At 47.0% G+C, this 24771-nt stretch carries 24 protein-coding genes; 23 read left to right on the top strand and 1 reads right to left on the bottom strand.

The window, feature by feature from the left end; all coding sequences use genetic code 11:
* The first annotated feature begins 5 nt into the window (after nt 1-5).
* A complete protein-coding gene (locus B5E64_RS09080) occupies nt 6-1229 on the top strand; it encodes a U32 family peptidase (protein ID WP_087168205.1) in 1224 nt (407 codons plus the stop codon).
* Nucleotides 1230-1273: 44 nt separating this feature from the next.
* On the opposite strand, the gene sigK is transcribed toward B5E64_RS09080, so the two are convergent.
* Complete coding sequence (sigK, locus tag B5E64_RS09075; protein ID WP_087168204.1) at nt 1274-1897, bottom strand: RNA polymerase sporulation sigma factor SigK; 624 nt, start codon at nt 1895-1897, stop codon at nt 1274-1276.
* A 195-nt stretch (nt 1898-2092) separates the two neighbouring features.
* On the opposite strand from sigK, the gene B5E64_RS09070 reads away from it, so the two are divergent.
* The 22 genes from B5E64_RS09070 to B5E64_RS08965 all read left to right on the top strand — a co-directional run bounded on the left by B5E64_RS09070 (nt 2093) and on the right by B5E64_RS08965 (nt 24598).
* Nucleotides 2093-3631 carry a YifB family Mg chelatase-like AAA ATPase gene (locus B5E64_RS09070; RefSeq protein ID WP_087168203.1) on the top strand — a complete coding sequence of 513 codons (1539 nt, stop codon included), beginning with the start codon at nt 2093-2095 and terminating at the stop codon, nt 3629-3631.
* Nucleotides 3628-4755 carry a DNA-processing protein DprA gene (gene dprA, locus B5E64_RS09065; protein WP_242960136.1) on the top strand — a complete coding sequence of 376 codons (1128 nt, stop codon included), beginning with the start codon at nt 3628-3630 and terminating at the stop codon, nt 4753-4755. Before B5E64_RS09070 ends, dprA begins: the two co-directional genes overlap by 4 nt.
* Before the next feature lie 30 nt (nt 4756-4785).
* Nucleotides 4786-6858: a type I DNA topoisomerase gene (topA, locus tag B5E64_RS09060; RefSeq protein ID WP_087168201.1), complete on the top strand. Its 2073-nt coding sequence runs from the start codon at nt 4786-4788 to the stop codon at nt 6856-6858.
* Between the two features lie 121 nt (nt 6859-6979).
* On the top strand, nt 6980-7762 hold the full coding sequence (gene codY / locus B5E64_RS09055; RefSeq protein ID WP_087168200.1) for a GTP-sensing pleiotropic transcriptional regulator CodY: 783 nt from the start codon (nt 6980-6982) through the stop codon (nt 7760-7762).
* Nucleotides 7763-7843: 81 nt separating this feature from the next.
* Nucleotides 7844-8140 carry a hypothetical protein gene (locus B5E64_RS09050; protein WP_087168199.1) on the top strand — a complete coding sequence of 99 codons (297 nt, stop codon included), beginning with the start codon at nt 7844-7846 and terminating at the stop codon, nt 8138-8140.
* Between the two features lie 144 nt (nt 8141-8284).
* The gene (locus B5E64_RS09045) at nt 8285-8572 is read left to right on the top strand and encodes a co-chaperone GroES (RefSeq protein WP_087168198.1); all 288 of its coding nucleotides are present in this window, start codon (nt 8285-8287) and stop codon (nt 8570-8572) included.
* 55 nt (nt 8573-8627) lie between these two features.
* Nucleotides 8628-10247, top strand: coding sequence for a chaperonin GroEL (groL, locus tag B5E64_RS09040; RefSeq protein WP_087168197.1), 1620 nt, complete (start codon nt 8628-8630; stop codon nt 10245-10247).
* Between the two features lie 94 nt (nt 10248-10341).
* The gene (locus B5E64_RS09035) at nt 10342-10830 is read left to right on the top strand and encodes a DUF6106 family protein (protein ID WP_087168196.1); all 489 of its coding nucleotides are present in this window, start codon (nt 10342-10344) and stop codon (nt 10828-10830) included.
* A gap of 88 nt (nt 10831-10918) precedes the next feature.
* Complete coding sequence (gene guaB / locus B5E64_RS09030; RefSeq protein WP_087168195.1) at nt 10919-12373, top strand: IMP dehydrogenase; 1455 nt, start codon at nt 10919-10921, stop codon at nt 12371-12373.
* A 378-nt stretch (nt 12374-12751) separates the two neighbouring features.
* On the top strand, nt 12752-13360 hold the full coding sequence (locus B5E64_RS09025) for a peptidoglycan recognition family protein (RefSeq protein ID WP_087168283.1): 609 nt from the start codon (nt 12752-12754) through the stop codon (nt 13358-13360).
* Nucleotides 13361-13421: 61 nt separating this feature from the next.
* Nucleotides 13422-14399: a PfkB family carbohydrate kinase gene (locus B5E64_RS09020; RefSeq protein ID WP_087168194.1), complete on the top strand. Its 978-nt coding sequence runs from the start codon at nt 13422-13424 to the stop codon at nt 14397-14399.
* Nucleotides 14393-14899: a YqeG family HAD IIIA-type phosphatase gene (locus B5E64_RS09015; RefSeq protein ID WP_087168193.1), complete on the top strand. Its 507-nt coding sequence runs from the start codon at nt 14393-14395 to the stop codon at nt 14897-14899. The genes B5E64_RS09020 and B5E64_RS09015 overlap by 7 nt, the downstream gene beginning before the upstream one ends.
* Nucleotides 14900-14983: 84 nt before the next feature.
* Nucleotides 14984-15337 (top strand): hypothetical protein, encoded by a 354-nt coding sequence (locus B5E64_RS09010; RefSeq protein WP_087168192.1) that lies wholly within the window; start codon nt 14984-14986, stop codon nt 15335-15337.
* 17 nt (nt 15338-15354) lie between these two features.
* Entirely contained in the window at nt 15355-16107 is a 753-nt protein-coding gene (gene aroD, locus B5E64_RS09005) for a type I 3-dehydroquinate dehydratase (RefSeq protein WP_087168191.1), read from the top strand.
* Nucleotides 16108-16254: 147 nt separating this feature from the next.
* The gene (gene efp, locus B5E64_RS09000) at nt 16255-16812 is read left to right on the top strand and encodes an elongation factor P (RefSeq protein ID WP_087168190.1); all 558 of its coding nucleotides are present in this window, start codon (nt 16255-16257) and stop codon (nt 16810-16812) included.
* 209 nt (nt 16813-17021) lie between these two features.
* Entirely contained in the window at nt 17022-17909 is an 888-nt protein-coding gene (locus B5E64_RS08995; RefSeq protein WP_087168189.1) for a DUF5688 family protein, read from the top strand.
* Between the two features lie 80 nt (nt 17910-17989).
* Entirely contained in the window at nt 17990-18736 is a 747-nt protein-coding gene (locus B5E64_RS08990; protein ID WP_330677411.1) for an FAD binding domain-containing protein, read from the top strand.
* A complete protein-coding gene (locus tag B5E64_RS08985) occupies nt 18737-19204 on the top strand; it encodes a 2Fe-2S iron-sulfur cluster-binding protein (RefSeq protein WP_087168187.1) in 468 nt (155 codons plus the stop codon).
* A gap of 4 nt (nt 19205-19208) precedes the next feature.
* Complete coding sequence (locus B5E64_RS08980; RefSeq protein WP_087168186.1) at nt 19209-21488, top strand: molybdopterin cofactor-binding domain-containing protein; 2280 nt, start codon at nt 19209-19211, stop codon at nt 21486-21488.
* Nucleotides 21485-22852 carry a selenium-dependent molybdenum cofactor biosynthesis protein YqeB gene (yqeB, locus tag B5E64_RS18745; RefSeq protein WP_087168185.1) on the top strand — a complete coding sequence of 456 codons (1368 nt, stop codon included), beginning with the start codon at nt 21485-21487 and terminating at the stop codon, nt 22850-22852. Before B5E64_RS08980 ends, yqeB begins: the two co-directional genes overlap by 4 nt.
* On the top strand, nt 22825-23580 hold the full coding sequence (gene yqeC / locus B5E64_RS08970; RefSeq protein WP_087168184.1) for a selenium cofactor biosynthesis protein YqeC: 756 nt from the start codon (nt 22825-22827) through the stop codon (nt 23578-23580). The genes yqeB and yqeC overlap by 28 nt, the downstream gene beginning before the upstream one ends.
* Nucleotides 23534-24598, top strand: coding sequence for an XdhC/CoxI family protein (locus tag B5E64_RS08965; protein WP_087168183.1), 1065 nt, complete (start codon nt 23534-23536; stop codon nt 24596-24598). Before yqeC ends, B5E64_RS08965 begins: the two co-directional genes overlap by 47 nt.
* Nucleotides 24599-24771 lie beyond the last annotated feature (173 nt).

Here is a 24771-nt window from a genome sequence, read left to right as displayed (position 1 = left end):
CAAAAATGCGTCATCCGGAATTATTAGTGCCGGCGAGCAGCCTGGAAGTGCTGAAAACCGCAGTGATTTTCGGGGCAGATGCCGTATATATCGGTGGAGAGGCCTTTGGCCTTCGTGCGAAAGCGAAAAATTTTTCCATGGAAGACATGAAAGAAGGAATTGCCTTTGCGCATGAACATCAGGTGAAAGTCTATGTGACAGCCAATATTCTTGCGCACAATGCAGACCTTGAGGGCGTACGGGCATATTTTCAGGAATTAAAGGAAATTGGACCGGATGCACTGATCATTGCAGATCCGGGAGTGTTTGAGATCGCAAAGGAGGTCTGTCCTGAGATTCCGCGCCATATCAGTACACAGGCGAACAATACAAACTATGGTACCTACCTCTTCTGGCATCACCAGGGAGCGGAGAGGGTTGTGACGGCAAGAGAGTTGTCTTTGGATGAAATCCGGGAGATCCGTGAGCACATTCCGGATGACCTTGAGATCGAAACATTTATTCACGGGGCAATGTGTATTTCCTATTCCGGCCGCTGCCTTCTGAGCAATTATTTTACCGGCCGGGACGCGAATCAGGGGGCATGCACCCATCCGTGCAGATGGAAATATTCCATCATGGAAGAGACAAGACCGGGCGAATACATGCCGGTTTATGAAAATGAACGTGGAACCTACATTTTTAATTCCAAGGATCTGTGCATGATTGAGCACATTCCGGAATTGATGGAAGCCGGGATCGACAGTTTCAAAATCGAGGGAAGAATGAAGACGGCTCTCTATGTAGCCACTGTGGCACGGACCTACCGGAAAGCGATCGATGACTATCAGGAGAGCCCGGAGCTTTACGAGGAACATATGGACTGGTACAAAGAGCAGATCGCAAACTGTACCTACCGCAAATTTACAACAGGCTTCTTCTTCGGAAAGCCGAATGAAGAGGCGCAGATTTACGATAACAATACCTATCTGAAAAATTATACGTATCTTGGTATTGTAGACGAGATAAAGGACGGTCTCATCCGGCTGGAACAGAAAAATAAATTCTCTGTAGGTGAGGAGATTGAGATCATGAAGCCGGATGGAAGCGATGTGAAGACGAAAGTCCTTGCAATCTATGACAGCGAAATGCAAAGTCAGGAATCTGCCCCGCACGCCAGACAGCTTTTGTGGGTGAAGCTTGACAGGGAAGCATCCAGATACGACCTTCTGAGGAAAAAAGAAGAATAAAGAAGACATAGTATGTAAAACACGGCAGAAAACGCCGTGTTTTTTTAATCCTCAAAGAAGAGACGGAGTTTTTCAATAGCGCTCTTTTCAATCCGGGAGACGTAGGATCTGGAGATGCCAAGCCTTTTCGCGATTTCACGCTGTGTCAGGATTTCCTCGTTGTAGAGACCGTAACGAAGTTTCAGCACCAGACGTTCTCTCTGAGAAAGTTCGGATTCTACTTTTTGATATAGTTTTCCAATATCATCCTGGAGTGTGATCTGCTCATCCACTTCCCGTGCCTCGGATTCCATAATGTCAAAAAGACGGATTTCGTTTCCCTCCTTGTCAGTTCCGATGGGTTCGTAGAGGGAAACCTCCCCGGATACTTTTTTCCGGGAGCGCATCAGCATCAAAAGTTCATTTTCAATACAGCGGGCGGCATAGGTGGCAAGACGTACGCCTTTGTCCGGATTGAATGTCATGACAGCTTTGATCAGTCCGATGGTTCCGATGGAGATCAGGTCCTCGGTATCTTCGGAAAGATGCTGGTATTTTTTGACCACATGTGCTACAAGGCGCAGATTATGTTCAATCAGGATGTATTTTGCTTCCAGATCTCCCTCTGTATACTTCTGCATATAATACTGTTCTTCGTCGGCAGTGAGGGGCTGTGGAAATGATTTCAAGGGAATACGCACCTCTTAACATGTTTGCTATCAGTTTATGAGAATGTAGGATTTTTTGTGCTTTTCCAAAATAAGAATTGACATTTAGGGACGAAGGGACTACCATGAAAGCAAAGATCTGAAAATTCACATGCCGGTTCCGGCAGAAACAGGGATTCACCTGGGTATTTCAACGGGAAAATCAGAAAAAGAAATATGGGATTTGCAATGGTAAAATCAGCAGTGATGGATGGACTGACGGTGAGAGAAGTCTGCGTGGAGGCTGATACAGGGAGCGGCCTTCCGGTTTTTCACATGGTAGGGTATCTTTCGTCCGAAGTAAAAGAGGCTGGAGAACGTGTCCGGACAGCGATCCGCCATACAAGGGCGCGTCTGCAGCCCCAGAGGATGGTGGTCAACCTGTCGCCGGCAGACATTCGAAAGACAGGTGCCTCATTTGATCTTCCGATTGCGGTGGCCCTTGCTTTGTCGGCGGGGAGTATTATGGACCGGTGTGAAAAGAGGGTCCTTTTCATTGGCGAACTGAGCCTGGATGCCAGAATACGGAAGGTAAGAGGTATCCTGCCGATTGTTTCTTATGCCAGAGAAAATGGATACGAGATCTGTGTCGTACCGTGGGAAAATGAGACAGAAGGGAAGCTGGTTTCGGGAATCGAGGTGGTTGGAGCCGCCACGCTTTCCGAAGTATGGAATTTTCTTGAAACAGGGGAACGGCCGGTCAGAAAGCAGCAGGCGGCAAAAGTGCGTGACAGAGACAAAAGTGAGCTTGACTTTGCGGATATAAAGGGTCAAAGTGGTCTGAAACGAGCTTCGGAAGTGGCTGCCGCAGGAGGTCATAACATTTTATATCTTGGCCCGCCGGGTTCGGGAAAAACCATGGCGGCACAGCGGCTTCAGACCATTTTGCCGGATCTGGACGCCAGGACCGGGATGGAGGTAACGACGATCTACAGTGCAGCAGGACTTTTAGATGAAGCGCAGCCGCTGCTTATCCGGCCGCCGTACCGGGAAGTCCACCATACGGTAACAAAAGCAGCACTTCTTGGAGGCGGCAGATATCCGACACCGGGAGAATTAAGCCTTGCCCATGGGGGAATTCTTTTTCTGGATGAGCTTTCCGAGTATCAGAGAACGGTGCTGGATGCGCTGAGAGAGCCTCTGGAGACAAAGCAGGTACGGATAACAAGAAAAAAAGGCACTTACATCTTTCCGGCGGATGTACTGGTTGCTGCAGCTATGAACCCGTGTCCGTGCGGAAACTATCCGGATCTGGAGCGCTGCCGCTGTACACCCGGCGAGATTCACCGGTATCTTGGCAAGGTCAGTCAGCCGTTTTTGGACAGGATGGATATTTGTATCGAGACGCCGAAAATTTCCTACGGGGAGCTGACATGCGAAAAGCAGGAAGAATCTTCCGGAACAATCCGGGAAAGAGTGCTTCGGGCCAGGAAAATCCAGAAGAAAAGGTATCGGGAAAGGGAGATGTTGACAAACAGCAGAATGGGACGGAAGGAAATCGAGGAATTCTGCTGTTTAGAAGAAAAAGAGAAGCAGATGATTGAACGCGCGTTTGAACGCCTGAATCTGACAGCCCGCACCTACTACAAGACACTGAAAGTAGCGCGGACCATTGCGGATCTGGAAGGAAGCGGACAGATCCGTACGAATCATCTTGCGGAAGCAATCAGTTACCGGATGGTAGACCAGACAATATGGGGGAATCAGAAAAGATGAGTAAAGAAGAGGAGTTTGTATTCTGGCTGGCATGTATCCAGGGAATTTCATCTTCCAAAAAAAGACTCCTGCAGGAGACATTCGGCTGTGCGAAAGCAGTCTATTATATAGAAGAAACAGGACGGAAATCATGCTGGTTTTTAACGGAAAAGGAGAAAGCAGCTCTCAAAGAGCATCAGAAGGAGGCAGTTCTGGATGAACGGAAAAGAGTCTGGGAAAAGGCCAGGAAAAAGGGGATCAAGCTTACATACTGGACAGACAGTGCCTATCCGGAAAAGCTTTCCCGGATCGCGCAGCCACCCTATGCACTGTTCGGAGCCGGGAAGGAATGTTTTGCCTTTGAGGGTGTGACTGCGGCGATTGTAGGAGCAAGAGAGGCAAGCGCATACGGCAGGCAGATGACATATGAGTATGGGAGAGAACTGGCAAAAGCCGGAATGAACATCATCAGCGGCATGGCAAGAGGAATCGATGCTGCAGGACTGGAAGGAGCGCTGCTGGAAGGGAAAGGGCATTGTGCAGTGCTTGGTTCCGGAGTGGATGTCTGTTACCCGAAAGACAATCAAAGGCTTTATCAGAGACTTTGGGAAGACGGAAGGATCCTCTCGGAATATCCGCCTGGAACACCGCCGCTTGCCCGTAATTTTCCTCCAAGGAACAGGATCATCAGCGGGCTTGCCGATGTGGTTCTTGTAATGGAGGCAAGAAAAAGGAGCGGCTCTTTAATCACGGCTGACTTTGCGCTGGAACAGGGAAAAGACGTATATGCCCTTCCGGGGCCTGTGACCAGTGACTTGAGCCGGGGGTGCCACCAGCTGATCCGGCAGGGCGCTGGTATTTTGGTTTCACCGGAGGAATTCCTTTGTGATTTGCCGTATAAATTGCAGAAATCACTCATAGAATTCTGTAAAAATCCGGTTAAAAATTCAAACGAAAATGAAATAATGCTTGAAAGTCCTGAAAAATTGTTGTATAGTGTTCTGAGTTTGGAGCCTAAAAATATACAGGAAATCGAGGATCAGTTATCGCTTCCGAGAGGTGAAATCATGGAAGCGCTGTTAAATCTGGAGATGAATGGATGGATCCAGGAAGTTTCAAAAAATGATTATATCCGATTGAAGTAAGATTTGAAGTTGGATGGAGGAATAGGTATTATGGCACGTTATCTGGTGATTGTGGAGTCACCTGCGAAAGTAAAAACGATCAAAAAATTTCTGGGAAGCAATTATGTGGTGATGGCATCCCAGGGACATGTGCGCGATCTGCCGAAAAGCCAGCTCGGTATTGATGTAGAGCACGATTTTGAACCAAAGTATATTACTATTCGCGGAAAAGGAGAGATCCTTGCGCAGCTTCGCAAAGAGGTCAAAAAGGCGGACAAGATTTATCTTGCGACTGACCCTGACCGTGAAGGAGAAGCAATTTCATGGCATCTGACCAAGGCGCTGAAACTGGAAGGGAAAAAGGTTTACCGTATCAGTTTTAACGAGATCACAAAGAACGCAGTCAAGGAGTCCATCAAGAACGCCCGGGAAATCGATATGAATCTGGTTGACGCACAGCAGGCGAGAAGGGCGCTTGACAGGATTGTAGGATATAAAATCAGCCCTTTGCTCTGGAAGAAGGTAAAACGCGGCTTAAGTGCAGGCCGGGTACAGTCTGTGGCGCTTCGGATTATTGCGGATAGAGAGGCGGAGATTGATGCGTTTATACCGGAAGAGTACTGGACGCTGGACGCGGTTTTAAAGGTACAGGGAGAGAAAAAGCCTCTGCGTGCCAAATTCTATGGGACGAAAACAGAAAAAATGGTGATTCGTTCTGCCGAAGAAGAACAGAAGATAGAAAAAGAACTTGAGAATGCCGATTTTCATGTTGCAGAGGTCAGAAAAGGAGAGCGCACCCAGAAGTCTCCGCTTCCGTTTACTACCAGTACCCTGCAGCAGGAAGCATCCAAGGTACTGAATTTTGCGACACAGAAGACAATGCGGATTGCCCAGCAGCTATATGAAGGAATTGATATCAAGGGTCAGGGAACGGTTGGTATCATTACCTATCTCCGTACGGATTCCACCCGTGTTTCCGAGGAAGCGGAGCGTCTTGCGAGAGAATATATCTCCTCTGTTTACGGTGCAGAATATGTAGCGGACACAGAAAAGAAAAAGGACGGGGGAAAAAATATTCAGGACGCCCACGAGGCAATCCGTCCTACGGATATTTCCAGAACACCGGCTTCTCTCAAAGAGTCTCTTTCGAGAGACCAGTTCCGCCTGTATCAGCTGATCTGGAAACGCTTTGCGGCGAGCCAGATGCAGCCGGCGAGATTTGAGACGACTTCCGTCAAGATTGACGCGGGCAATTACCGGTTTACCGTTGCAGCATCCAAAATCGCATTTGACGGATTCCGTTCCGTTTATGTACAGCCGGATGAAGAAAAGGCAGAGAACAATGTCCTGCTCAAAGGACTGGATGAACAGTCCGTCCTGACAAAAGAGGATTTTGAAAAGAAGCAGCACTTTACGCAGCCGCCGGCACACTACACAGAGGCGTCTCTTGTAAAGGCACTGGAGGAACTGGGAATCGGACGGCCTAGTACGTATGCTCCGACAATTTCCACGATTATTGCAAGACGTTACGTTGCAAAGGAAAATAAAAATCTTTATCTGACCGAGCTGGGCGAAGTAGTCAACAATATGATGCTGAAATCTTTCCCAAGTATTGTGGATGTGAATTTTACAGCCAATATGGAAGGACTTCTGGACCGGGTTGCCGAAGGCAAAGTGCAGTGGAAATCGGTAATCAGCAATTTCTATCCGGATCTGGAGGAAGCAGTGGAAATAGCGGAAAAAGAGCTTGAGGAAGTCAAAATCGAAGATGAGGTGACCGATGTTATCTGTGAAGAATGCGGACGGAATATGGTCATCAAATACGGACCTCACGGGAAATTTCTGGCATGTCCGGGATTTCCGGAATGCCGCAATACGAAGCCGTATCTGGAAAAGGCGGGTGTATCCTGCCCGAAATGCGGAAAGGATGTGGTAATCCGGAAGACCAAAAAAGGAAGACGCTACTACGGATGCGAAAATAATCCGGAATGCGATTTTATGTCCTGGCAGAAGCCGTCTGACAGGAAATGCCCGAAATGCGGCAGTTATATGGTGGAAAAAGGGAACAAACTTGTATGCTCTGATACCTCCTGCGGGTATGTTGAAAAAAAAGAAAAAAAATAATTTCCGAAATTTATTGATAACATGGAAATTGTATGATAATATTAAAATATGAGCCGCATATTCTATAATTTGTTCGTACAATTACATGGAACAACGTCATGAATTTGAATGGAGGAAAATTATGAGTGTACAATTATTGGATAAGACGAGGAAAATAAACAAATTGCTTCACAATAATAATTCCAGTAAAGTTGTTTTCAATGATATATGTGAAGTGCTTACGGAAATTCTGAATTCAAATATCCTTGTGGTAAGTAGGAAAGGGAAAGTTCTGGGAATCAGTAAAAAAGAGGAGATCCGCCCGCTGACAGAACTGATTAATGGAGAAGTTGGCGGACATATTGATTCCATGCTGAACGAACGTCTGTTGAGCGTTCTATCAACGAAGGAAAATGTCAACCTCCAGACACTGGGATTCGATGCCGAAACAGCGAAAGGCTACCAGGCGATTGTATCTCCGATTGAGATCGCGGGAGAACGGCTTGGAACTCTGTTTATTTATAAACAGGATGAAGAATATGAAATTGACGATATTATTCTCAGCGAGTATGGTACAACAGTAGTCGGACTTGAGATGCTCCGTTCTGTCAATGAAGAGAATGCAGAGGAGACGAGAAAAGAACATATTGTTCAGTCGGCGATCAGCACGCTTTCGTTTTCAGAGCTGGAAGCGATTATCCATATTTTTGACGAGCTTGACGGTATGGAGGGAATTCTTGTCGCAAGCAAGATCGCGGACAGAGTAGGAATCACAAGATCTGTCATTGTAAATGCGCTTCGTAAATTCGAAAGCGCAGGCGTGATTGAGTCCAGATCCTCCGGAATGAAAGGAACCTATATTAAGGTGGTGAACGACTACGTATTCACGGAGCTGGAAAAGATAAAAAAAGAAAAGCAAAAATAGAAAGGCATTGAACAGTAGGATATGCAAATAGAAGGGAGCGTCAGTATTCTGAGGCTCCCTTTTAGGAAAGGAGAAATAAAAATGTACGAGGACGGAGCTGCTGTTTTACAAATGAAAAAGGTATTTTTGAAAGATGAGAAATATAACCGGAAAAAATATATGACACGCATAAAAAACTATGATCCGCAGCAAGAAGAGATGACGCTTTACACAAGCCGGGGCGATGTGGACGAGTTTTCCCTGGATGCTGTATATGAATGTATTTTTGAAGTGAAAGAAGGCCGGTTCGGATGCGAAGGAGTCATTCGGAAACGTTTCCGCAGCCAGGAGAAGGATCAGGTTGTATTCCGGATTCAGAACGGGTTTTATAAAGTTTAAACGGACAGAATTATAAACGAATTATAAAGAATGAGAATGGATGTTGACAAATAAAATAGAGAGTGCTATTTTATTACTAGAGTGTTTTAGCACTCTAGTTCAATGAGTGCTGATAAACTGATAGGCAATGAAGGAGGAACAATCATGAAATTAGTACCATTAAGTGACAGAGTTGTATTAAAACAGATGGAAGCAGAAGAAACAACCAAATCCGGGATCGTGCTTCCGGGACAGAATAAAGAAAAGCCGCAGCAGGCAGAAGTCATCGCGGTAGGACCGGGAGGACTGGTCGATGGGAAAGAAGTGGAAATGAAAGTTTCTGTTGGAGATAAAGTCATTTATTCAAAATATGCAGGTACAGAAGTAGAGCTTGACGATGTAGAATATATCATCGTAAGACAGAGCGATATCCTCGCAGTGATCGAAGCTTAAATTCAGAGTGACAGATAATAATATTTAAAATAAACAGATTATGGAGGGATTTGAAATGGCTAAGGAAATCAAATATGGAGCAGAAGCCAGAAAAGCGCTTGAAGCAGGCGTAAATAAACTTGCTGACACAGTCAGAGTTACACTTGGACCAAAAGGAAGAAACGTCGTACTTGACAAATCATTCGGCGCACCGCTGATCACAAACGATGGTGTGACAATCGCAAAAGAGATCGAGCTGGAAGACGCATTTGAAAATATGGGAGCTCAGCTGATTCGTGAAGTTGCGTCCAAGACAAACGATGTAGCTGGAGATGGTACAACAACCGCAACCGTACTTGCCCAGGCAATGGTTCATGAAGGTATGAGAAACCTTGCAGCAGGCGCAAATCCGATTGTTCTTAGAAAAGGTATGAAAAAGGCAACTGACCTCGCAGTGGAAGAGATCGCAAAAATGAGCAGCAAAGTAAAAGACAAGGCTCAGATCGCAAGAGTTGCCGCTGTATCTTCCAGTGATGATGAAGTAGGAAACATGGTTGCGGACGCAATGGAAAAAGTTTCCAACGATGGTGTTATCACAATCGAAGAATCCAAGACAATGAAGACAGAGCTTGACCTGGTAGAAGGTATGCAGTTTGACCGTGGATATATTTCCGCATACATGGCAACGGACATGGATAAGATGGAAGCAAATCTGGAAGATCCGTATATTCTGATTACAGATAAGAAGATCTCCAATATTCAGGAGCTGCTTCCTCTTCTGGAACAGGTTGTTCAGGCGGGTGCAAGACTTCTTATCATTGCAGAAGATGTAGAAGGAGAAGCACTGACGACTCTGATCGTAAACAAACTGCGTGGTACTTTCAATGTTGTTGCTGTGAAAGCTCCGGGATACGGCGACAGAAGAAAAGAAATGCTTCGCGATATCGCAATTTTGACAGGCGGAGAAGTAATCTCTGAAGAACTGGGACTGGATCTGAAAGAGACAACTCTGGATCAGCTTGGCCGTGCAAAATCTGTAAAAGTTCAGAAAGAAAATACAACTATCGTTGACGGTATGGGAGAGAAATCTGAAATTGAAGCACGGATCGCGCAGATCAAGGCTCAGATTGAAGAGACAACATCTGATTTCGATAAAGAGAAACTTCAGGAAAGACTTGCAAAACTTGCAGGCGGTGTAGCAGTCATCCGGGTTGGAGCAGCTACAGAGACAGAGATGAAAGAAGCAAAACTTCGTATGGAAGATGCTCTTGCTGCAACAAGAGCAGCTGTAGAAGAAGGAATTATCGCCGGAGGCGGATCTGCATATGTACATGCGACAAAAGCTCTGGAAAAACTTGTTTCCGAAATGGAAGGGGATGAAAAAACCGGTGCTCAGATTATCATGAAAGCACTGGAAGCTCCTCTTTACAGAATTGCGGCAAACGCCGGACTGGAAGGTTCCGTAATTATCAACAAAGTGAAAGAATCAGAGCCGGGCATTGGATTTGACGCATACAAAGAAGAGTATGTAGACATGGTTGCAGAAGGAATTCTTGACCCTGCAAAGGTTACAAGAAGTGCCCTTCAGAATGCGACGAGTGTTGCCTCCACACTTCTGACAACAGAGTCTGTCGTTGCCAACATCAAAGAAGAAACACCGGCAGCAGCAGGAAATCCGGGCATGGGTATGATGTAAATATAAAAAATTCGAAAACTCCTCGCAAGAGGAGTTTTCTTTTTGTATCAGAAATGATATACTGATTAGGAATAAACAGATGGAGGAAACGTGTATGAGCGATTATTACACAGAACAATTAGTCAAAAAGAAACCGGAAGGGAAAGACATTATCATTAAGATTCTGCTGGTGTTTTGTACGGTCCTTTCCTTTTTCTTTGTTTTGTTGTTGCCGTTTTTGCTGATTCTTCCGGTGCTGATGATTGTACTGGACTACTTTATGTTCCGGAGACTGGATCTGGAATATGAGTATTTGTATGTGAACGGAGATCTGGATATCGACAAGATCATGGGAAAACAGAAGAGAAAAAGAGTATTTTCCATGAATGTCAATGACATGGATCTGCTTGCGCCGCTTGGAGCAGGAGAGCTCAACCAGTACAGAACCGGCAAGGTACTCGACTTCAGCTCCCATATGCCGAATGTGAGATGTTATGTAATGGTGATTACCAAAGACGGACATCAGACAAAAGTGATTTTTGAACCGGAGCAGGTTATTCTTGACGGAATGAGGATGCTGGCACCAAGAAAAGTCAATTTATAGAGAAAAAGAAAGAGTTGACAGCAGATATTTTTTTCGGTATTATATCATTTAATACAAAAACAGTCAGAGAAAGAGAGGAAAAGAAGTCATGGGTAAGATTATTGGAGAAGGTATTACGTTTGATGATGTATTACTGGTACCGGCTTATTCGGAGGTTGTTCCGAATCAGGTCGATCTGTCTACACACTTGACAAAGAAGATTCAGTTAAATATTCCGATGATGAGTGCCGGGATGGATACGGTAACGGAACATCGTATGGCCATTGCTATGGCACGCCAGGGTGGTATCGGAATCATCCATAAGAATATGTCGATTGAGGCTCAGGCTGAAGAGGTGGACAAGGTAAAACGTTCTGAGAACGGTGTTATTACAGATCCATTTTATCTGTCGCCGGAGCACACACTGGAAGACGCCAACAATCTGATGGCAAAATTCAGAATTTCCGGTGTGCCGATCACAGAAAACGGAAAACTGGTTGGTATTATCACGAACCGGGATCTGAAATTTGAGACAGATTTTTCAAAGAAGATCAAAGAGTCCATGACTTCAGAAGGACTGATCACGGCTCAGGAGGGCATCACTCTGGAGGAGGCAAAGAATATCCTTGCCAAAGCCAGAAAGGAAAAACTCCCGATTGTAGATAAGGATTTTAATCTCAAAGGACTGATTACAATAAAGGATATCGAAAAGCAGATCAAATATCCGCTTTCCGCAAAGGACGAGCAGGGACGTCTTCTCTGCGGTGCAGCAGTCGGCATCACAGCCAACTGTCTGGAGAGAGTAGAGGCACTGGTCAATGCAAAAGTTGACGTGATCGTTCTCGACTCCGCGCACGGACACTCGGCAAACGTGCTCCGCTGTGTACGCATGATCAAGGAGAAATTCCCGGATCTGCAGGTAATTGCAGGAAACGTTGCAACAGCGGAAGCGACAAAAGCGCTGATCGAGGCCGGAGCAGACGCTGTCAAAGTCGGAATCGGACCTGGATCCATCTGTACGACACGTGTCGTTGCAGGAATCGGTGTTCCTCAGGTGACAGCAGTCATGAACTGCTATGAAGCGGCAAAAGAGTACGGTATCCCGATTATCGCAGACGGCGGTATCAAGTACTCCGGAGATATGACGAAAGCGATTGCTGCCGGAGCCAATGTATGTATGATGGGAAGTATCTTTGCAGGATGTGACGAGAGTCCGGGAACATTTGAACTGTTCCAGGGAAGAAAATACAAGGTTTACCGTGGAATGGGCTCGATCGCTGCGATGGAAAACGGAAGCAAGGACCGTTATTTCCAGACGGATGCCAAGAAACTGGTACCGGAAGGTGTGGAAGGACGTGTTGCATATAAAGGTACCGTGGAGGATACGGTATTCCAGCTTATGGGCGGACTTCGTTCCGGTATGGGATATTGTGGAACAAAGACAGTGGAAGAGCTGAAAGAAAACGGAAGATTTGTTAAGATTACAGCTGCTTCCTTGAAAGAAAGCCATCCGCATGATATCCATATTACAAAAGAAGCACCGAACTACAGTGTTGATGAGTAAAGGCATGCGATAAATTAAATAACAGACCTCCTGACTTCCTTTCTATGGGAAGCGGGAGGTTTTTTGATTTAACAGGAAACTTCGTTCCCTGCTAAACAAAAACGCTCTGCGGGATCGCGCGCGCAAAGCAGAAATTTGTCGTTAAAGCGACTGTGCCCGGCGCGAGAGTTCCTCGAGAGGAATCCTTTGCTTTTTTCGGTATGAGAACAAGATAAGAAAAGCTTAAGAAATTCGAATCAAAATTTTTAAAAACGCCGGAACCTTTTTGTTTATAATAGAAAGAGGGAAAAAGAAAAGGGGAATAGTATCGTGCGAAAGAGAAGACAAAGAAGAAAAAGAAAAAGCAGAGGGTCGGACAGACTGCTGAAGGCAGGTCTTATGATTTTAATCCTCCTGGCGGTTGTGCTGGGGGGAATGAAACTTACCGGGGCAGGACCGATTTTTAATGGATACAGAGAGCTGGAAGGAGAGGCTGTGGATGCCTATCGTCCGGATATGGAGGTGGAGCTTCTGACACCGAATCCGTATTCCAGACCGGAGACCGGAACATCGAGAATCCGGAATATTGTCATTCATTATACTGCCAATCCGGGAGCTACGGCGCAGCAGAACCGGGATTATTTTGAGGGTCTCAAAGACACACATCTGACACAGGCAAGCAGCCATTTTATTGTAGGGCTGGAAGGTGAGATCGTCCAGTGCATCCCGACCTGGGAGGTGGCGTATGCGTCCAACAGCAGAAACGGAGATACCGTTTCCATCGAGTGCTGTCATCCGGATGAAACGGGAGCATTTAATCAGGCGACATATGACTCCATGGTAGAACTTTCTGCATGGCTCTGTCTGAAGTTCGGACTTACAGAAAATGATCTGATCCGCCACTATGATATTACCGGAAAGATATGTCCGAAGTATTTTGTAGACTATCCTGAAAAATGGGATGAGTTTTGCGGCGATGTCGGGAAAATGCTTGAAAAAATGCAGTAAACTGGTTATGATAGAAAAAGCGAAAAGGGAACAAAAGAAGTGGATGGAGGTAGCTTGATTTATGGAAAAAGAATTTGATGTAATCGCGCTGGGTGAACTGTTAATTGATTTTACAATGAACGGAATGAGCAGCCAGGGGAACCAGATGTTTGAGGCATGTCCGGGAGGCGCGCCGTGTAATGTGCTTGCCATGCTGAACAAGCTTGGAAAAAGAACAGCTTTTATCGGAAAAGTAGGAAAGGACCAGTTTGGTTTACGGCTGAAAGAGACACTGGAACAGGCCGGCATCAATACGGAGCATCTGTATATGGATTCCGAAGTGCATACAACGCTGGCGCTGGTTCACACACTGGAAAACGGAGACAGAGATTTTTCCTTTTACCGGAATCCGGGAGCGGATATGATGCTGACGGAAGATGAAGTGGATACCGAATTTTTGAAGAAAGGAAAAGTGTTCCATTTCGGGACTCTTTCCATGACACACGAAGGAGTACGCAAGGCGACAAAAAAGGCTCTGAAAGCGGCGAAGGAGGCAGGAATGCTGATCTCCTTTGATCCGAATTTAAGACCGCCTCTCTGGGACAGCATGGAAAATGCAAAGGAGCAGATCCGGTACGGCCTTGGATTCTGCGACATTCTGAAAATTTCGGATAATGAGATTCAGTTTATTACCGGTAAAGAAGATTATGATGAGGGCGTGCGTCAGCTGACAGAGGAGTACCACATTCCGCTTGTACTTCTGACCATGGGAGCCGATGGAAGCCGGGCTTATTATCGGGGAATGAGGGTGGAATGCCCGGGATTTTCCTGTGATACGATCGAGACAACCGGAGCAGGAGATACTTTCTGCGGAAGTGCACTGAATTATCTTGTAGATCATGGACTTGAAGAGCTTACCGAAAGTGATCTGAAAGAAATGCTGACATTTGCCAACGCGGCAGCGGCTATTATTACAACGAGAAAAGGGGCGATCCGTTCCATGCCGGAACGCGGGGAAGTGGAAGCGTTGATCCACAGTATGGAGGAGAGAGAATGTTAGAACGGTTTTTCCCGGATGAATATATGGCATCTACCTATGTCATTCCTTTTGAAAAACTGTATAAAGAAGGATACAGGGGAATTATTTTTGATATCGATAATACGCTCGTTCCCCACGGGGCGCCTGCGGACGAGAGGTCCAAAAAGCTGTTCCATGAGCTGAAGAGCATGGGATATTCCTGCTGTCTGCTCTCGAACAATCAGGAGCCTCGGGTAAAGATGTTCAACGAAGAGATCGGTGTCCATTATATCTGCAACGCCCATAAGCCGGCGGTGAAAAACTACCGGAAAGCCATGAGTCTGATGGGAACAAACCGTGAGACCACACTGTTTGTAGGAGACCAGCTGTTTACAGATGTATGGGGAGCGAAAAGGACTGGAATCCGAAATATTCTCGTGCGTCCGATTCATCCAAAGGAAGAAATCCAGATCGTGTTGAAACGTTATCTGGAAAAAATCGTACTTCATTTTTATATAAAAGAAAAGAAGAAACACGTGTAAAATTGACCTGCCCGGGCCAGCTTATCTGAAAACTTTCCCTTCTGAAAAGACTTGACGAAAATTTTTCGGGGGGGGGGGAGTATAATGGAAAGAGAATTTACAAAAGAGGGCAGAATGATGAGTATACTGGAGTTTATAAAAAAGCAGTTAAAATACAGGTATGAGATTACAGAGATTCAGTGTCTGGATGAGATTCATGGAGAACCGGAACTGGTAGTCGTACCGTTCGACAGGCATTGCTCCATGGACAAGGTAATCGGAAAGATCCGGAAAAGCGGAGGGCATTACAGTTCGGTTATCCTTTTGGAAGAGGACCAGAAACAGATGGACCTTGTTGTCGGAAATTTCCAGAAGAACGGACTGGATCTGATTTACATACGGGAAGATACATGCGGTACGCAGTCTTTTACAAGGCTGGATTTTGAAAGACTCTGGTAAAAGAAATGGAGAATGCGATGAAAACGGTCACAATCAGAAATCTTGTAATTGGCGGGGGAAAGCCGAAAGTATGTGTTCCGATGATGGGTGACGAGGAGGCTGTGCTCCGGACAGCGGAGGGTATAAAGAAAAGCCGTGCAGATCTGGCGGAATGGCGCATCGATACAGATCCGGACTGGAATAATGAAAGCCATATTCTTCAGACAGCGGAAAAACTGCGGAGTGTTCTGGGGGATATGCCGTTGCTTTTTACATTCCGGACAAGGGAAGAGGGAGGTAGTGCGGCGATTTCTGAAGAGCGCTACCGGGAACTGAATAGAACAATGATCCGGTACGGCCTGATTGACCTGGTGGATGTCGAGTTTTTCAAGACGGAAGAGACTGTAAAGAGCCTGATCCGGGAGGCAGAAGCACATGGAGTCAGGACGGTGCTTTCCAACCACGATTTTGAGAAAACTCCACAGGAAGAAGAAATTGTCCGAAGACTGTGCGCCATGCAGGAAGCAGGTGCTGATCTGGCAAAAATTGCAGTTATGCCGAAGGAAGAGCAGGATGTTATCGAACTGTTGAACGCGACATGGACTATGAAAAAATTCCATCCGGATACTCCGGTGATTACAATGTCCATGGGGCAAAGAGGAATGATCAGCCGGCTCTGCGGGGAGCTTTACGGTTCGGCTGTGACATTTGCAGCCTATGAAAAAGCATCCGCGCCGGGGCAGATGCAGGTGGAAGAGGTACGTGAAATTATTGAAAAACTGCATGTCTGATACGGGAAAACGAGAGAAATTTGTAAGATGACGGTATTTTTCGTAACTTTCAGTTGAAAAAAGGACAGGAATCATATAAAATAAGACTTAATGAAAGTTTAGAATTAGAAAAGAATACGTTCGTATTCGTTTAAGGAGGATTTAAAGATGATTTCAGCAGGCGAATTTAGAAACGGTTTAACCGTCGAAATTGACGGAAACGTATACCAGATTCTGGAATTCCAGCATGTAAAACCAGGAAAAGGAGCAGCGTTTGTCAGAACCAAATTAAAAAATGTTATAAGTGGTGGTGTGGTTGAAAAGACTTTCAGACCAACTGAAAAATTCCCGAAAGCTCACATCGAGAGAAAAACCATGCAGTATCTGTACTCAGATGGTGATCTCTACCACTTCATGGACGGCGAGACTTATGACCAGATCGCACTGAATGAGGAGACCATCGGAGATGCTCTGAAATTTGTAAAAGAGAATGAAGAAGTGAAGATCTGCTCCTATCAGGGAGAAGTATTCGCGGTAGAACCGCCGTTATTTGCAGAACTTGCAGTAACAGAAACTGAGCCGGGTGTAAAAGGTGACACTGCAACAGGTGCTACAAAGCCGGCTACAGTAGAGACAGGAGCTACCGTTATGGTACCGCTGTTCGTAAACGAAGGCGATGTGCTTAAGATCGATACACGTACAGGGGAATATTTATCACGTGTATAGGAAAAGTTTACAGATAATCAAGAGTTCCGCATTGTGCGGGACTCTTTTTCTTGAATTAACAGGAAACCTCAGTGTAAAAAACAGTTGCATTCTGCATTTTAAGCACGTATAATAGATTCAATACCAAATAAACACTCAATTCATAAACTCATTTTTATCAGATCAGAATCAGATCAATTCAGACTTCAGCGGGCCCGAAAGGAGCTTAGATGGAGTATCAGTTATTTTTATCAAATGTAAAAGAAAGACTAATAGAGGAGCTGCCGGCGGATGTCCATGTAGAAGATTACCGGACAACGAAGAATAACGGCGAAGTGCGTCAGGGTTTTTTATTCCGGAAATGTGAAGAGGGGATCTCGCCTATTGTCTATATGGAAGATTACTATGAACGGTATCTCAGAGGCATGGAAATGAAAGGAGTAACGGAAGGTCTTCTGGAGTGGTACAGTCAGAGCCAGAAGGTCCCGGAACCATTGATGGAAGCGGAGTATCTGGACAACTATGAGCGGATGAAGGACAAGATTGTATACAGGCTGATTAACGGGGAGAGAAACAGGCAACTGCTAAAAGAGGTTCCGCATCTTTCCTATCTGGACCTGGATATTGTGTTCTGCGTATTGTTTTCGGTAGAAAAGTACAGTGCCATTTCCATGATGATTACAAATGAACATCTGAAAATGTGGGGGATCACCCGGGAAGAGATCAGGCAGGCGGCCGGACAAAATACGCCCCGCCTTCTCCCGGCAGAGCTTCAGGATATTCAGAATGTAGTCATGGAACTGATTCCGGACTGCCGTGGAGAAAGCTGCTTTGCCGGCTATATGTATGTCCTTACCAATATGCAGAGAAGCCATGGTGCGGCCGCAATTCTGTACCCGGGGCTTCTGGAAATGATCGGGGAGGAGTGGAAGGAAAATTTTTATATTCTTCCAAGCAGTATTCATGAAGTTCTTCTTGTGCCGGAGAGTAAAAGTCCGGGTATCTGTGAATTAAAAGATGCGGTCTACAGCATCAACCGTTCCGAGGTTTCGGGGGAAGAATACCTTTCGGACACAGTATATTATTATAATTACAGGAAAAAGCGGCTTTGCATGTAGATATTAAAGAAAGGTTATGCTAAAATAAAAAGAACTATGGATAATTTCAGAGAAACGGGAGGAGAGACATTTTGATAACAGTGAAAAACTATGTAAAGCCCGGCACACTCGAGGAGGCATATGAGATGAATCAGAAACGGGCCAACCGGATCATTGGAGGGATGATGTGGATCCGAATGGGCAGAGGAAATGTTAATACAGTCATTGATCTGTCCGGGCTTGGGTTTGATCAGATCACAGAGACCGAAACAGAATTTCGCATCGGCTGTATGAGTACTCTTCGTCAGCTCGAGACACACAGTGGGCTGAAAGAGACATTTGGAGACTTTTTTAAAGAGTGTACCAGACATATTGTCGGAGTGCAGTTTAGGAACGGGGCGACAGTAGGGGGAAGCATTTTCGGAAGATATGGATTTTCAGATATTCTGACGGCATTTCTTGTACTGGATACGAAAGTAAAGCTTTATAAAAAAGGAATCGTTCCTCTTTCTGAATTTATCAGAATGGATCGTGACAGAGATATTCTGGAAGAACTGATTGTGGCCAAGGACGGCAGAAAGGCAGTTTATCTCTCGGAGAGAAGAAGTCAGACTGATTTCCCGGTGCTGACCTGTGCGGCATCTGAAAAAGACGGAACAGTTCTACTTTCCATCGGCGCAAGACCAATGAAGGCGGATGTGACAGAGACTACAATAGACGAGATGGAACAGGCGGCTGATACCTTCACCTATGGAAGCAATATGCGTGGAAGCGGAGAGTACCGGAAGCATCTGGGACGAGTCCTTGCCGGTCGGGCGAAAAAAGCGTTGGAAGAGGGGAATGTGTAGATGGAAGTACAGTTTGAATTAAATGGGAAACCAGTCCATACAGAGATTGAAGCAGGTGCAGTGCTTCTGGATGTATTAAGAGATCTTGGATGCTACAGTGTAAAGTGCGGATGCGAGACAACCAACTGTGGACTGTGCACCGTCTGGGTTGACGGAACACCACGGCTTTCCTGCTCGATTCTGGCAGCAGGAATTTCAGGAAGAAAGATTACGACACTGGAGGGGCTTCAGGAAGAAGCGGCCCGGTTCGGAGCATATCTGGCGGCAGAAGGGGCAGAGCAGTGCGGATACTGTTCTCCTGGATTTATCATGAATGTCCTTGCCATGGAAAGAGAGCTCTGTGTATCCGGACATTGTCCGGACGCGGAAGAAATCCGGGAATATCTGGCCGGAAACCTGTGCCGCTGCACAGGATATGCAGGACAGCTGCGCGCTGTGGAAAAATATCTGAGAGAAAGCAGGGGGTAGATCCATGAAGAAAGTAAATCAGGCGATACCAAAGATCGACGCCAAAGCGCTGGTGACAGGAAAGCCGGTCTATACAGATGATCTGGCACCGAAGGACTGTCTCGTCGTGAAAGTACTGAGAAGTCCGCATGCCCATGCGCTGATTAAGAACATTGACTCTGCCAGAGCGATGAAAGTGCCGGGTATGGTGGCAGTATTTACCTATGAGGACTGCCCGAATGAGCGGTTTACAATGGCTGGACAGACCTATCCGGAGCCAAGTCCGTATGACCGTCTGATCCTCGATCAGAGAGTCCGTTTCGTAGGGGACGCGGTGGCGATCGTTGCGGGAGAGACAAAAGAAGCAGTAGACAGAGCCATGAAGATGATCAAGGTGGAGTATGAAGTACTGACTCCGCTTCTGGACTTCAGAAAGGCAAAAGATAATGATATCCTGGTACATCCGGAGGAAAACTGGAGAAGTCTCTGCAATGTCGGAGCAGACAATCAGAGAAATCTGTGCGCCAGCGGTAAGGATGAAGCCGGGGATGTAGATCAGGTCCTTTCAGAATGTAAGTATGTGGTAGAGCAGACCTACCATACCCAGGCAAACCAGCAGGCGATGATGGAAACATTCCGCACTTACTGCTACATGGATGTCTATGGAAGGCTGAATGTGGTGTCATCCACCCAGGTTACCTTCCATGCAAGAAGAATTCTTTCCAATGCCCTTGGAATACCGAAATCAAAGATCCGTGTGATCAAACCGAGAATCGGAGGCGGTTTTGGAGCAAAACAGACCGTTGTGTCCGAAGTATATCCGGCATTTGTTACATGGAAGACAGGACGTCCGTCAAAGATCATTTACACAAGAGAAGAATCCCAGATCGCATCATCCCCACGGCATGAGATGGAAGTGCATGTGCGGGCAGGAGCCGATGAGGCCGGAATTATCCGGGCGATTGACGTCTATACCTTATCCAATACGGGAGCATTCGGAGAGCACGGGCCGACAACGGTTGGACTTTCCGGACACAAATCCATTCCTCTTTATGGAAAAACAGATGCGTTCCGGTTCCGGTATGATGTCGTTTATACGAATGTCATGTCAGCGGGCGCATACCGTGGATATGGAGCCACACAGGGAATTTTTGCGGTAGAATCCGCGGTCAACGAGCTGGCGGAACAGATGCATATGGATCCGGTGAAACTCCGTGAGCTCAATATGGTAAAAGAAGGACAGGTTATGCCTGCGTACTATGGCGAGACTGCACAGAGCTGTGCGTTGGACCGCTGTATGGCAAGAGCAAAAGAGATGATCGGCTGGGATGAAAAATATCCGGCAAGAGATATGGGTAATGGAAAGGTGAGAGGAGTCGGCGTTGCCATGGCAATGCAGGGATCCGGAATTTCCAACGTGGATACCGCTTCCGTTGCAATGAAAGTCAATGACGACGGATTCTACAGCCTGATGGTCGGAGCTTCTGACATGGGAACAGGATGTGATACCATTCTGGCACAGATGGCGGCCGACTGTATGGACTGTGAGATGGAAGATATTATTGTATCCGGCGTGGATACGGATTCTTCTCCGTACGATACCGGATCTTACGCGTCCAGTACGACTTATGTGACTGGAATGGCAGTGATCAAGACCTGTGAGAAACTCAAAGAGAAGATCTGCCTGAAAGGAGCCGAATATCTGGGCTGCGAAAAGGAAGAGGTAGAGTTTGACGGTAAGCGTGTATGGTGTCCGAAGGACGGAAAAGAGATCACCTTAAAAGAAATCGGAAACCGTATCATGTGCGCAAACGAAGAAGCGCTGATGGCTTCAGAGGCTCATTACTCACCAACGTCTCCACCGCCGTTCATGGTTGGTATGGCAGAAGTGGAAGTGGATCTGGAAACTGGAAAAGTGACACCGATTGATTACGTTGCCGTAGTAGACTGTGGTACTGTTGTCAACCCGAGTCTTGCAAGGGTACAGACAGAAGGCGGACTGGTACAGGGAATCGGAATGGCCCTTTATGAGGATGTTGTATACAATCCAAAAGGACAGAATTTCAGCAATTCCTTTATGCAGTACAAGATTCCGACGAGACAGGATACCGGAGAAATCCGCGTGGAATTTGAAAGCAGCTATGAGCCGACCGGACCGTTTGGAGCAAAATCCATCGGAGAGATTGTAATCAACACTCCTTCTCCGGCACTGGCAGCCGCAGTTGCCAATGCAACAGGCGTTCATATCCGGGAGCTTCCGATTACGGCGGAGAAAGTATATATGGGAATGAAACATTCATCATGATGAAAATACACTTTGCGCTTCTTGCGGCAGGAAGAAGCCTTCGTTACGGAAAAGAAGATAAACTGATGGAGCAGATCGGAGGAAGAGAAATTCTCTTCCTCCTGCTTGATAAGACGAGAAAGATTCACGCTTCCTGGAAAGGAAGTACAGTTCTTGTTGTTTCAGGTGAAAAAGAAAAGAGACTCGATATTCCGGAAATCTGTGTAGTCAACAAACATCCGGAGAGGGGGATTTCTTCTTCCATCGCCCTTGCCCTGGAAATGATCCGGCATCAGCCTGAGTGGCAGAGCGGCGACGCGGTATGCTTTTGCGTCTGTGACCAGCCGTTTCTAAAGAGAGAAACACTGGAAGCGATGCTGGAAGGTTTTCAAAGAAGCCGGAAGGGAATCGGCTGTATCGACTGGAATGGCCCGAAAAATCCCTGCGTGTTTCAGGAACGGTATTTTCCGGAACTTTTGAACCTTTCCGGTGATGAAGGCGGGAAGAAAGTTTTGAAACGACATCTGGACGATCTGTACCGTCTGGAGGCAAAAAAAGAGGAAGTCTGGGATATGGATGAGAAGAAGACCGTAGTTGTGCGGGGCGGAGGGGATCTGGCGACAGGAACTGCTTATCTGCTTGCCCAAAAAGGATACCGGGTGCTCGTACTGGAAACCGGATGTCCCGCATGTATCAGACGGCAGGTTGCCTTCTGTGAAGCGGTGTATGAAGGAAGCTGCACCGTGGAAGGAATGACGGCAAGGAAAGTGCTGTCCCGGGAGGAGACAGAAGAGGCCTGGGAATGCGGGGAAGTTCCGGTTTTGATTGACCCGGAATGCAGCTGCCTGTCCTGGCTCCATCCGATTGCTCTGGTGGACGGGATTCTTGCGAAAAAGAATCTGGGGACCACCATCGATATGGCACCGCTGACGATCGGACTTGGGCCGGGATTTACAGCGGGAGTGGATACGGACCTGGTCATTGAAACCATGAGAGGAGAGACTCTTGGGAAAATCTACCGAAGCGGAACAGCCATTCCAAATACCGGAGTGCCAGGTATGATTGCGGGATATGCCAAAGAGCGGGTGATCCATGCACCTTGCAGCGGTGCGATTCGGTATCTGAAACAGGTGGGCGATCTCGTTGAAGAGGGAGAAGTTCTGGCAGTGATCGGGGAAATGGATGTCCGTGCGACGCTCACCGGATACCTGCGCGGTGCAATCAAGGAAGGATACCCGGTCACAAAAGGGTTAAAAATCATGGATATCGATCCAAGAACAGACGGCAATGAGAGATGCTTTGTGATTTCGGATAAAGCGCTTGCCATCGGGGGAAGTGTCTGCCGTGCGCTGGACGAATGGGAGAAAACATGCTTGGAGAATTAGGTCTGGAAAACAAAAGATGCATCGCATTTACGGGTGCCGGCGGAAAGACGACGGCCGTCTATACCTGTGTGCGGGAAATGCGGGAAGAAGGTCTGCCGGCAGCGGCTGTGACAACAACAAAGATGTGGAAGCCGCAGGAAGGATTTCTTCTGTGGCGTGATGACCTCTCCGCAGAGGAAGTCAAAGAATGGATTAGATTACACGGGATGAGGCCGGTGACCATCGGCCGGGAACTTCCGGATGGAAAGATCGGATCCATACCCTTAAATACCCTAAAGACTCTGGTGGATCAGGGAGTCCGTCTGTGTGTGGAAGCAGACGGGGCAAAGGGCAAATGGATCAAAATTCCAAATGACCGGGAGCCTGTGGTGCCGGACTTTTGTGATGCGGTGATAGGGATTCTTAATCAGAAAGCGCTGGGAAAGTCCTTTCTGGAAGTGGCACACCGGTCGGAAATCTGTGCGGAAAGGCTTGGAAAAAGACCGGAGGATCTGGTAGAGATGAAGGACCTTTGCAGACTATGGCTTGACAAAGATGGAATTTTCCAGAATTGCAGACAGATAAAAAGGGCGGTCCTAAGCGGGCTGGAACCGGGGATGGGAGAAGCCCTCTTCAAAGAATACCGTGAGGTTTTTCGATGGATGAGACAACAGGAGATGCCTGTTTATATATGGGAGCGAAATGATGACAGACAGAGAGTTTTTAGAACGGATCAAGAGCCTTTATGAGAAAGACGGAGGGATGATCGTCCGTCTGGCAGAGAAAGGTGGAAAAGTCCGGACATGGATTTTGAAGAACCAGGAAGAACTGAAGAAAGAAAAGACGGAACTGATTCCGGAGAAATGGAAGGAGCGGATCCGGAAATTGTATCAAAAGGCGTCCCTCTCGGGGACTGCCATGGATTGGGATGAAGACGGCGGATTTTTGTTTCTGGAGAATGCAGAAAAAGAAGACCGGATTGTAATCTGCGGAGCAGGGTACGTCGGACATGCACTGGCGAAGCTTTCTGTCTTTGCCGGAATCCGGACTATTGTTCTGGAGGACCGGGAATATTTCGCGGAGCTTGCCAAAAAGAGCGGTGCCCATGAGGTGATCTGCCTTCCATTTGATGAAGCGGTGCGAAGTCTGAACGATGAAAAAAATACCGCCTATGTTGTCATGACAAGAGGGCATGCCTATGATCAGAAATGTCTGATGGAGATTGCCAAAAAAGAATCCTACTATACCGGGATGATGGGAAGCAGAACGAGGGCCGCCATGATGCGGGAAGAACTGGAAAAAGCCGGAATTGACCGGGAATGGACTAAGAGGCTGCATGCACCGATCGGTCTGAAAATCGGCGCGCAGACGCCGGAAGAGATTGCGGTGTCTGTCATGGCAGAGATTCTTCAGGAGAGGAGCAAGGCCGGATGCTCCATGAAGACCGGTTACGAAGTATTTCGTCATGCCCTCGAGAACATGCAGGAGGGAGAACGCTTTGTACTTTCCACGATTCTGGAAAGAAGAGGTTCCGCCCCAAGAAAAGAAGGAACGCATTTTATTGTGTCGGAATCCGGGAACTGTTTTGGAACCATCGGCGGAGGAAAGCTGGAGGCAGATATCGTCCGCGCATCGCAGGAAATGATGAAACAGGGAGAGGACTGGAGAATCGAAGAGTCTGACCTGAATAACCGGGATGCGGCCGATGAAGGGCTCGTATGCGGAGGACATGTGAAAGTCCTGATGGAAACGGGAAAAAACAGATAGAAAGAAAAAACGAGGACTGTGCCGGGATGGCACAGTCCTCGCTGGTTGTGCGCCCGGCGGGCACACGTTCTAAGGGGTGAAAGTCCCTGACCCGCCCGGCAGTGGGAAGGGTGCAGCCAAAGGCAAGGGCGTCACCGTGAGGTGGGGTCTGAAGGAAGCCGGAGGCAAACCAC

This window comes from Drancourtella sp. An12 (genome assembly GCF_002160935.1).
Taxonomy (GTDB): domain Bacteria; phylum Bacillota; class Clostridia; order Lachnospirales; family Lachnospiraceae; genus Sellimonas; species Sellimonas catena.
Note: the sequence above shows the minus strand (reverse complement) of the source record. Positions and strands in the feature narration are given on the sequence as shown.

Bases quoted from the DNA above. Each gene is read 5' to 3' on its own strand.
- B5E64_RS09080 (WP_087168205.1), top strand. From the start codon at position 6: ATGCGTCATCCGGAATTATTAGTGCCGGCGAGCAGCCTGGAAGTGCTG.
- B5E64_RS09070 (WP_087168203.1), top strand. From the start codon at position 2,093: ATGGGATTTGCAATGGTAAAATCAGCAGTGATGGATGGACTGACGGTG.
- dprA (WP_242960136.1), top strand. From the start codon at position 3,628: ATGAGTAAAGAAGAGGAGTTTGTATTCTGGCTGGCATGTATCCAGGGA.
- topA (WP_087168201.1), top strand. From the start codon at position 4,786: ATGGCACGTTATCTGGTGATTGTGGAGTCACCTGCGAAAGTAAAAACG.
- codY (WP_087168200.1), top strand. From the start codon at position 6,980: ATGAGTGTACAATTATTGGATAAGACGAGGAAAATAAACAAATTGCTT.
- B5E64_RS09050 (WP_087168199.1), top strand. From the start codon at position 7,844: ATGTACGAGGACGGAGCTGCTGTTTTACAAATGAAAAAGGTATTTTTG.
- B5E64_RS09045 (WP_087168198.1), top strand. From the start codon at position 8,285: ATGAAATTAGTACCATTAAGTGACAGAGTTGTATTAAAACAGATGGAA.
- groL (WP_087168197.1), top strand. From the start codon at position 8,628: ATGGCTAAGGAAATCAAATATGGAGCAGAAGCCAGAAAAGCGCTTGAA.
- B5E64_RS09035 (WP_087168196.1), top strand. From the start codon at position 10,342: ATGAGCGATTATTACACAGAACAATTAGTCAAAAAGAAACCGGAAGGG.
- guaB (WP_087168195.1), top strand. From the start codon at position 10,919: ATGGGTAAGATTATTGGAGAAGGTATTACGTTTGATGATGTATTACTG.
- B5E64_RS09025 (WP_087168283.1), top strand. From the start codon at position 12,752: ATGATTTTAATCCTCCTGGCGGTTGTGCTGGGGGGAATGAAACTTACC.
- B5E64_RS09020 (WP_087168194.1), top strand. From the start codon at position 13,422: ATGGAAAAAGAATTTGATGTAATCGCGCTGGGTGAACTGTTAATTGAT.
- B5E64_RS09015 (WP_087168193.1), top strand. From the start codon at position 14,393: ATGTTAGAACGGTTTTTCCCGGATGAATATATGGCATCTACCTATGTC.
- B5E64_RS09010 (WP_087168192.1), top strand. From the start codon at position 14,984: ATGGAAAGAGAATTTACAAAAGAGGGCAGAATGATGAGTATACTGGAG.
- aroD (WP_087168191.1), top strand. From the start codon at position 15,355: ATGAAAACGGTCACAATCAGAAATCTTGTAATTGGCGGGGGAAAGCCG.
- efp (WP_087168190.1), top strand. From the start codon at position 16,255: ATGATTTCAGCAGGCGAATTTAGAAACGGTTTAACCGTCGAAATTGAC.
- B5E64_RS08995 (WP_087168189.1), top strand. From the start codon at position 17,022: ATGGAGTATCAGTTATTTTTATCAAATGTAAAAGAAAGACTAATAGAG.
- B5E64_RS08985 (WP_087168187.1), top strand. From the start codon at position 18,737: ATGGAAGTACAGTTTGAATTAAATGGGAAACCAGTCCATACAGAGATT.
- B5E64_RS08980 (WP_087168186.1), top strand. From the start codon at position 19,209: ATGAAGAAAGTAAATCAGGCGATACCAAAGATCGACGCCAAAGCGCTG.
- yqeB (WP_087168185.1), top strand. From the start codon at position 21,485: ATGATGAAAATACACTTTGCGCTTCTTGCGGCAGGAAGAAGCCTTCGT.
- yqeC (WP_087168184.1), top strand. From the start codon at position 22,825: ATGGGAGAAAACATGCTTGGAGAATTAGGTCTGGAAAACAAAAGATGC.
- B5E64_RS08965 (WP_087168183.1), top strand. From the start codon at position 23,534: ATGATGACAGACAGAGAGTTTTTAGAACGGATCAAGAGCCTTTATGAG.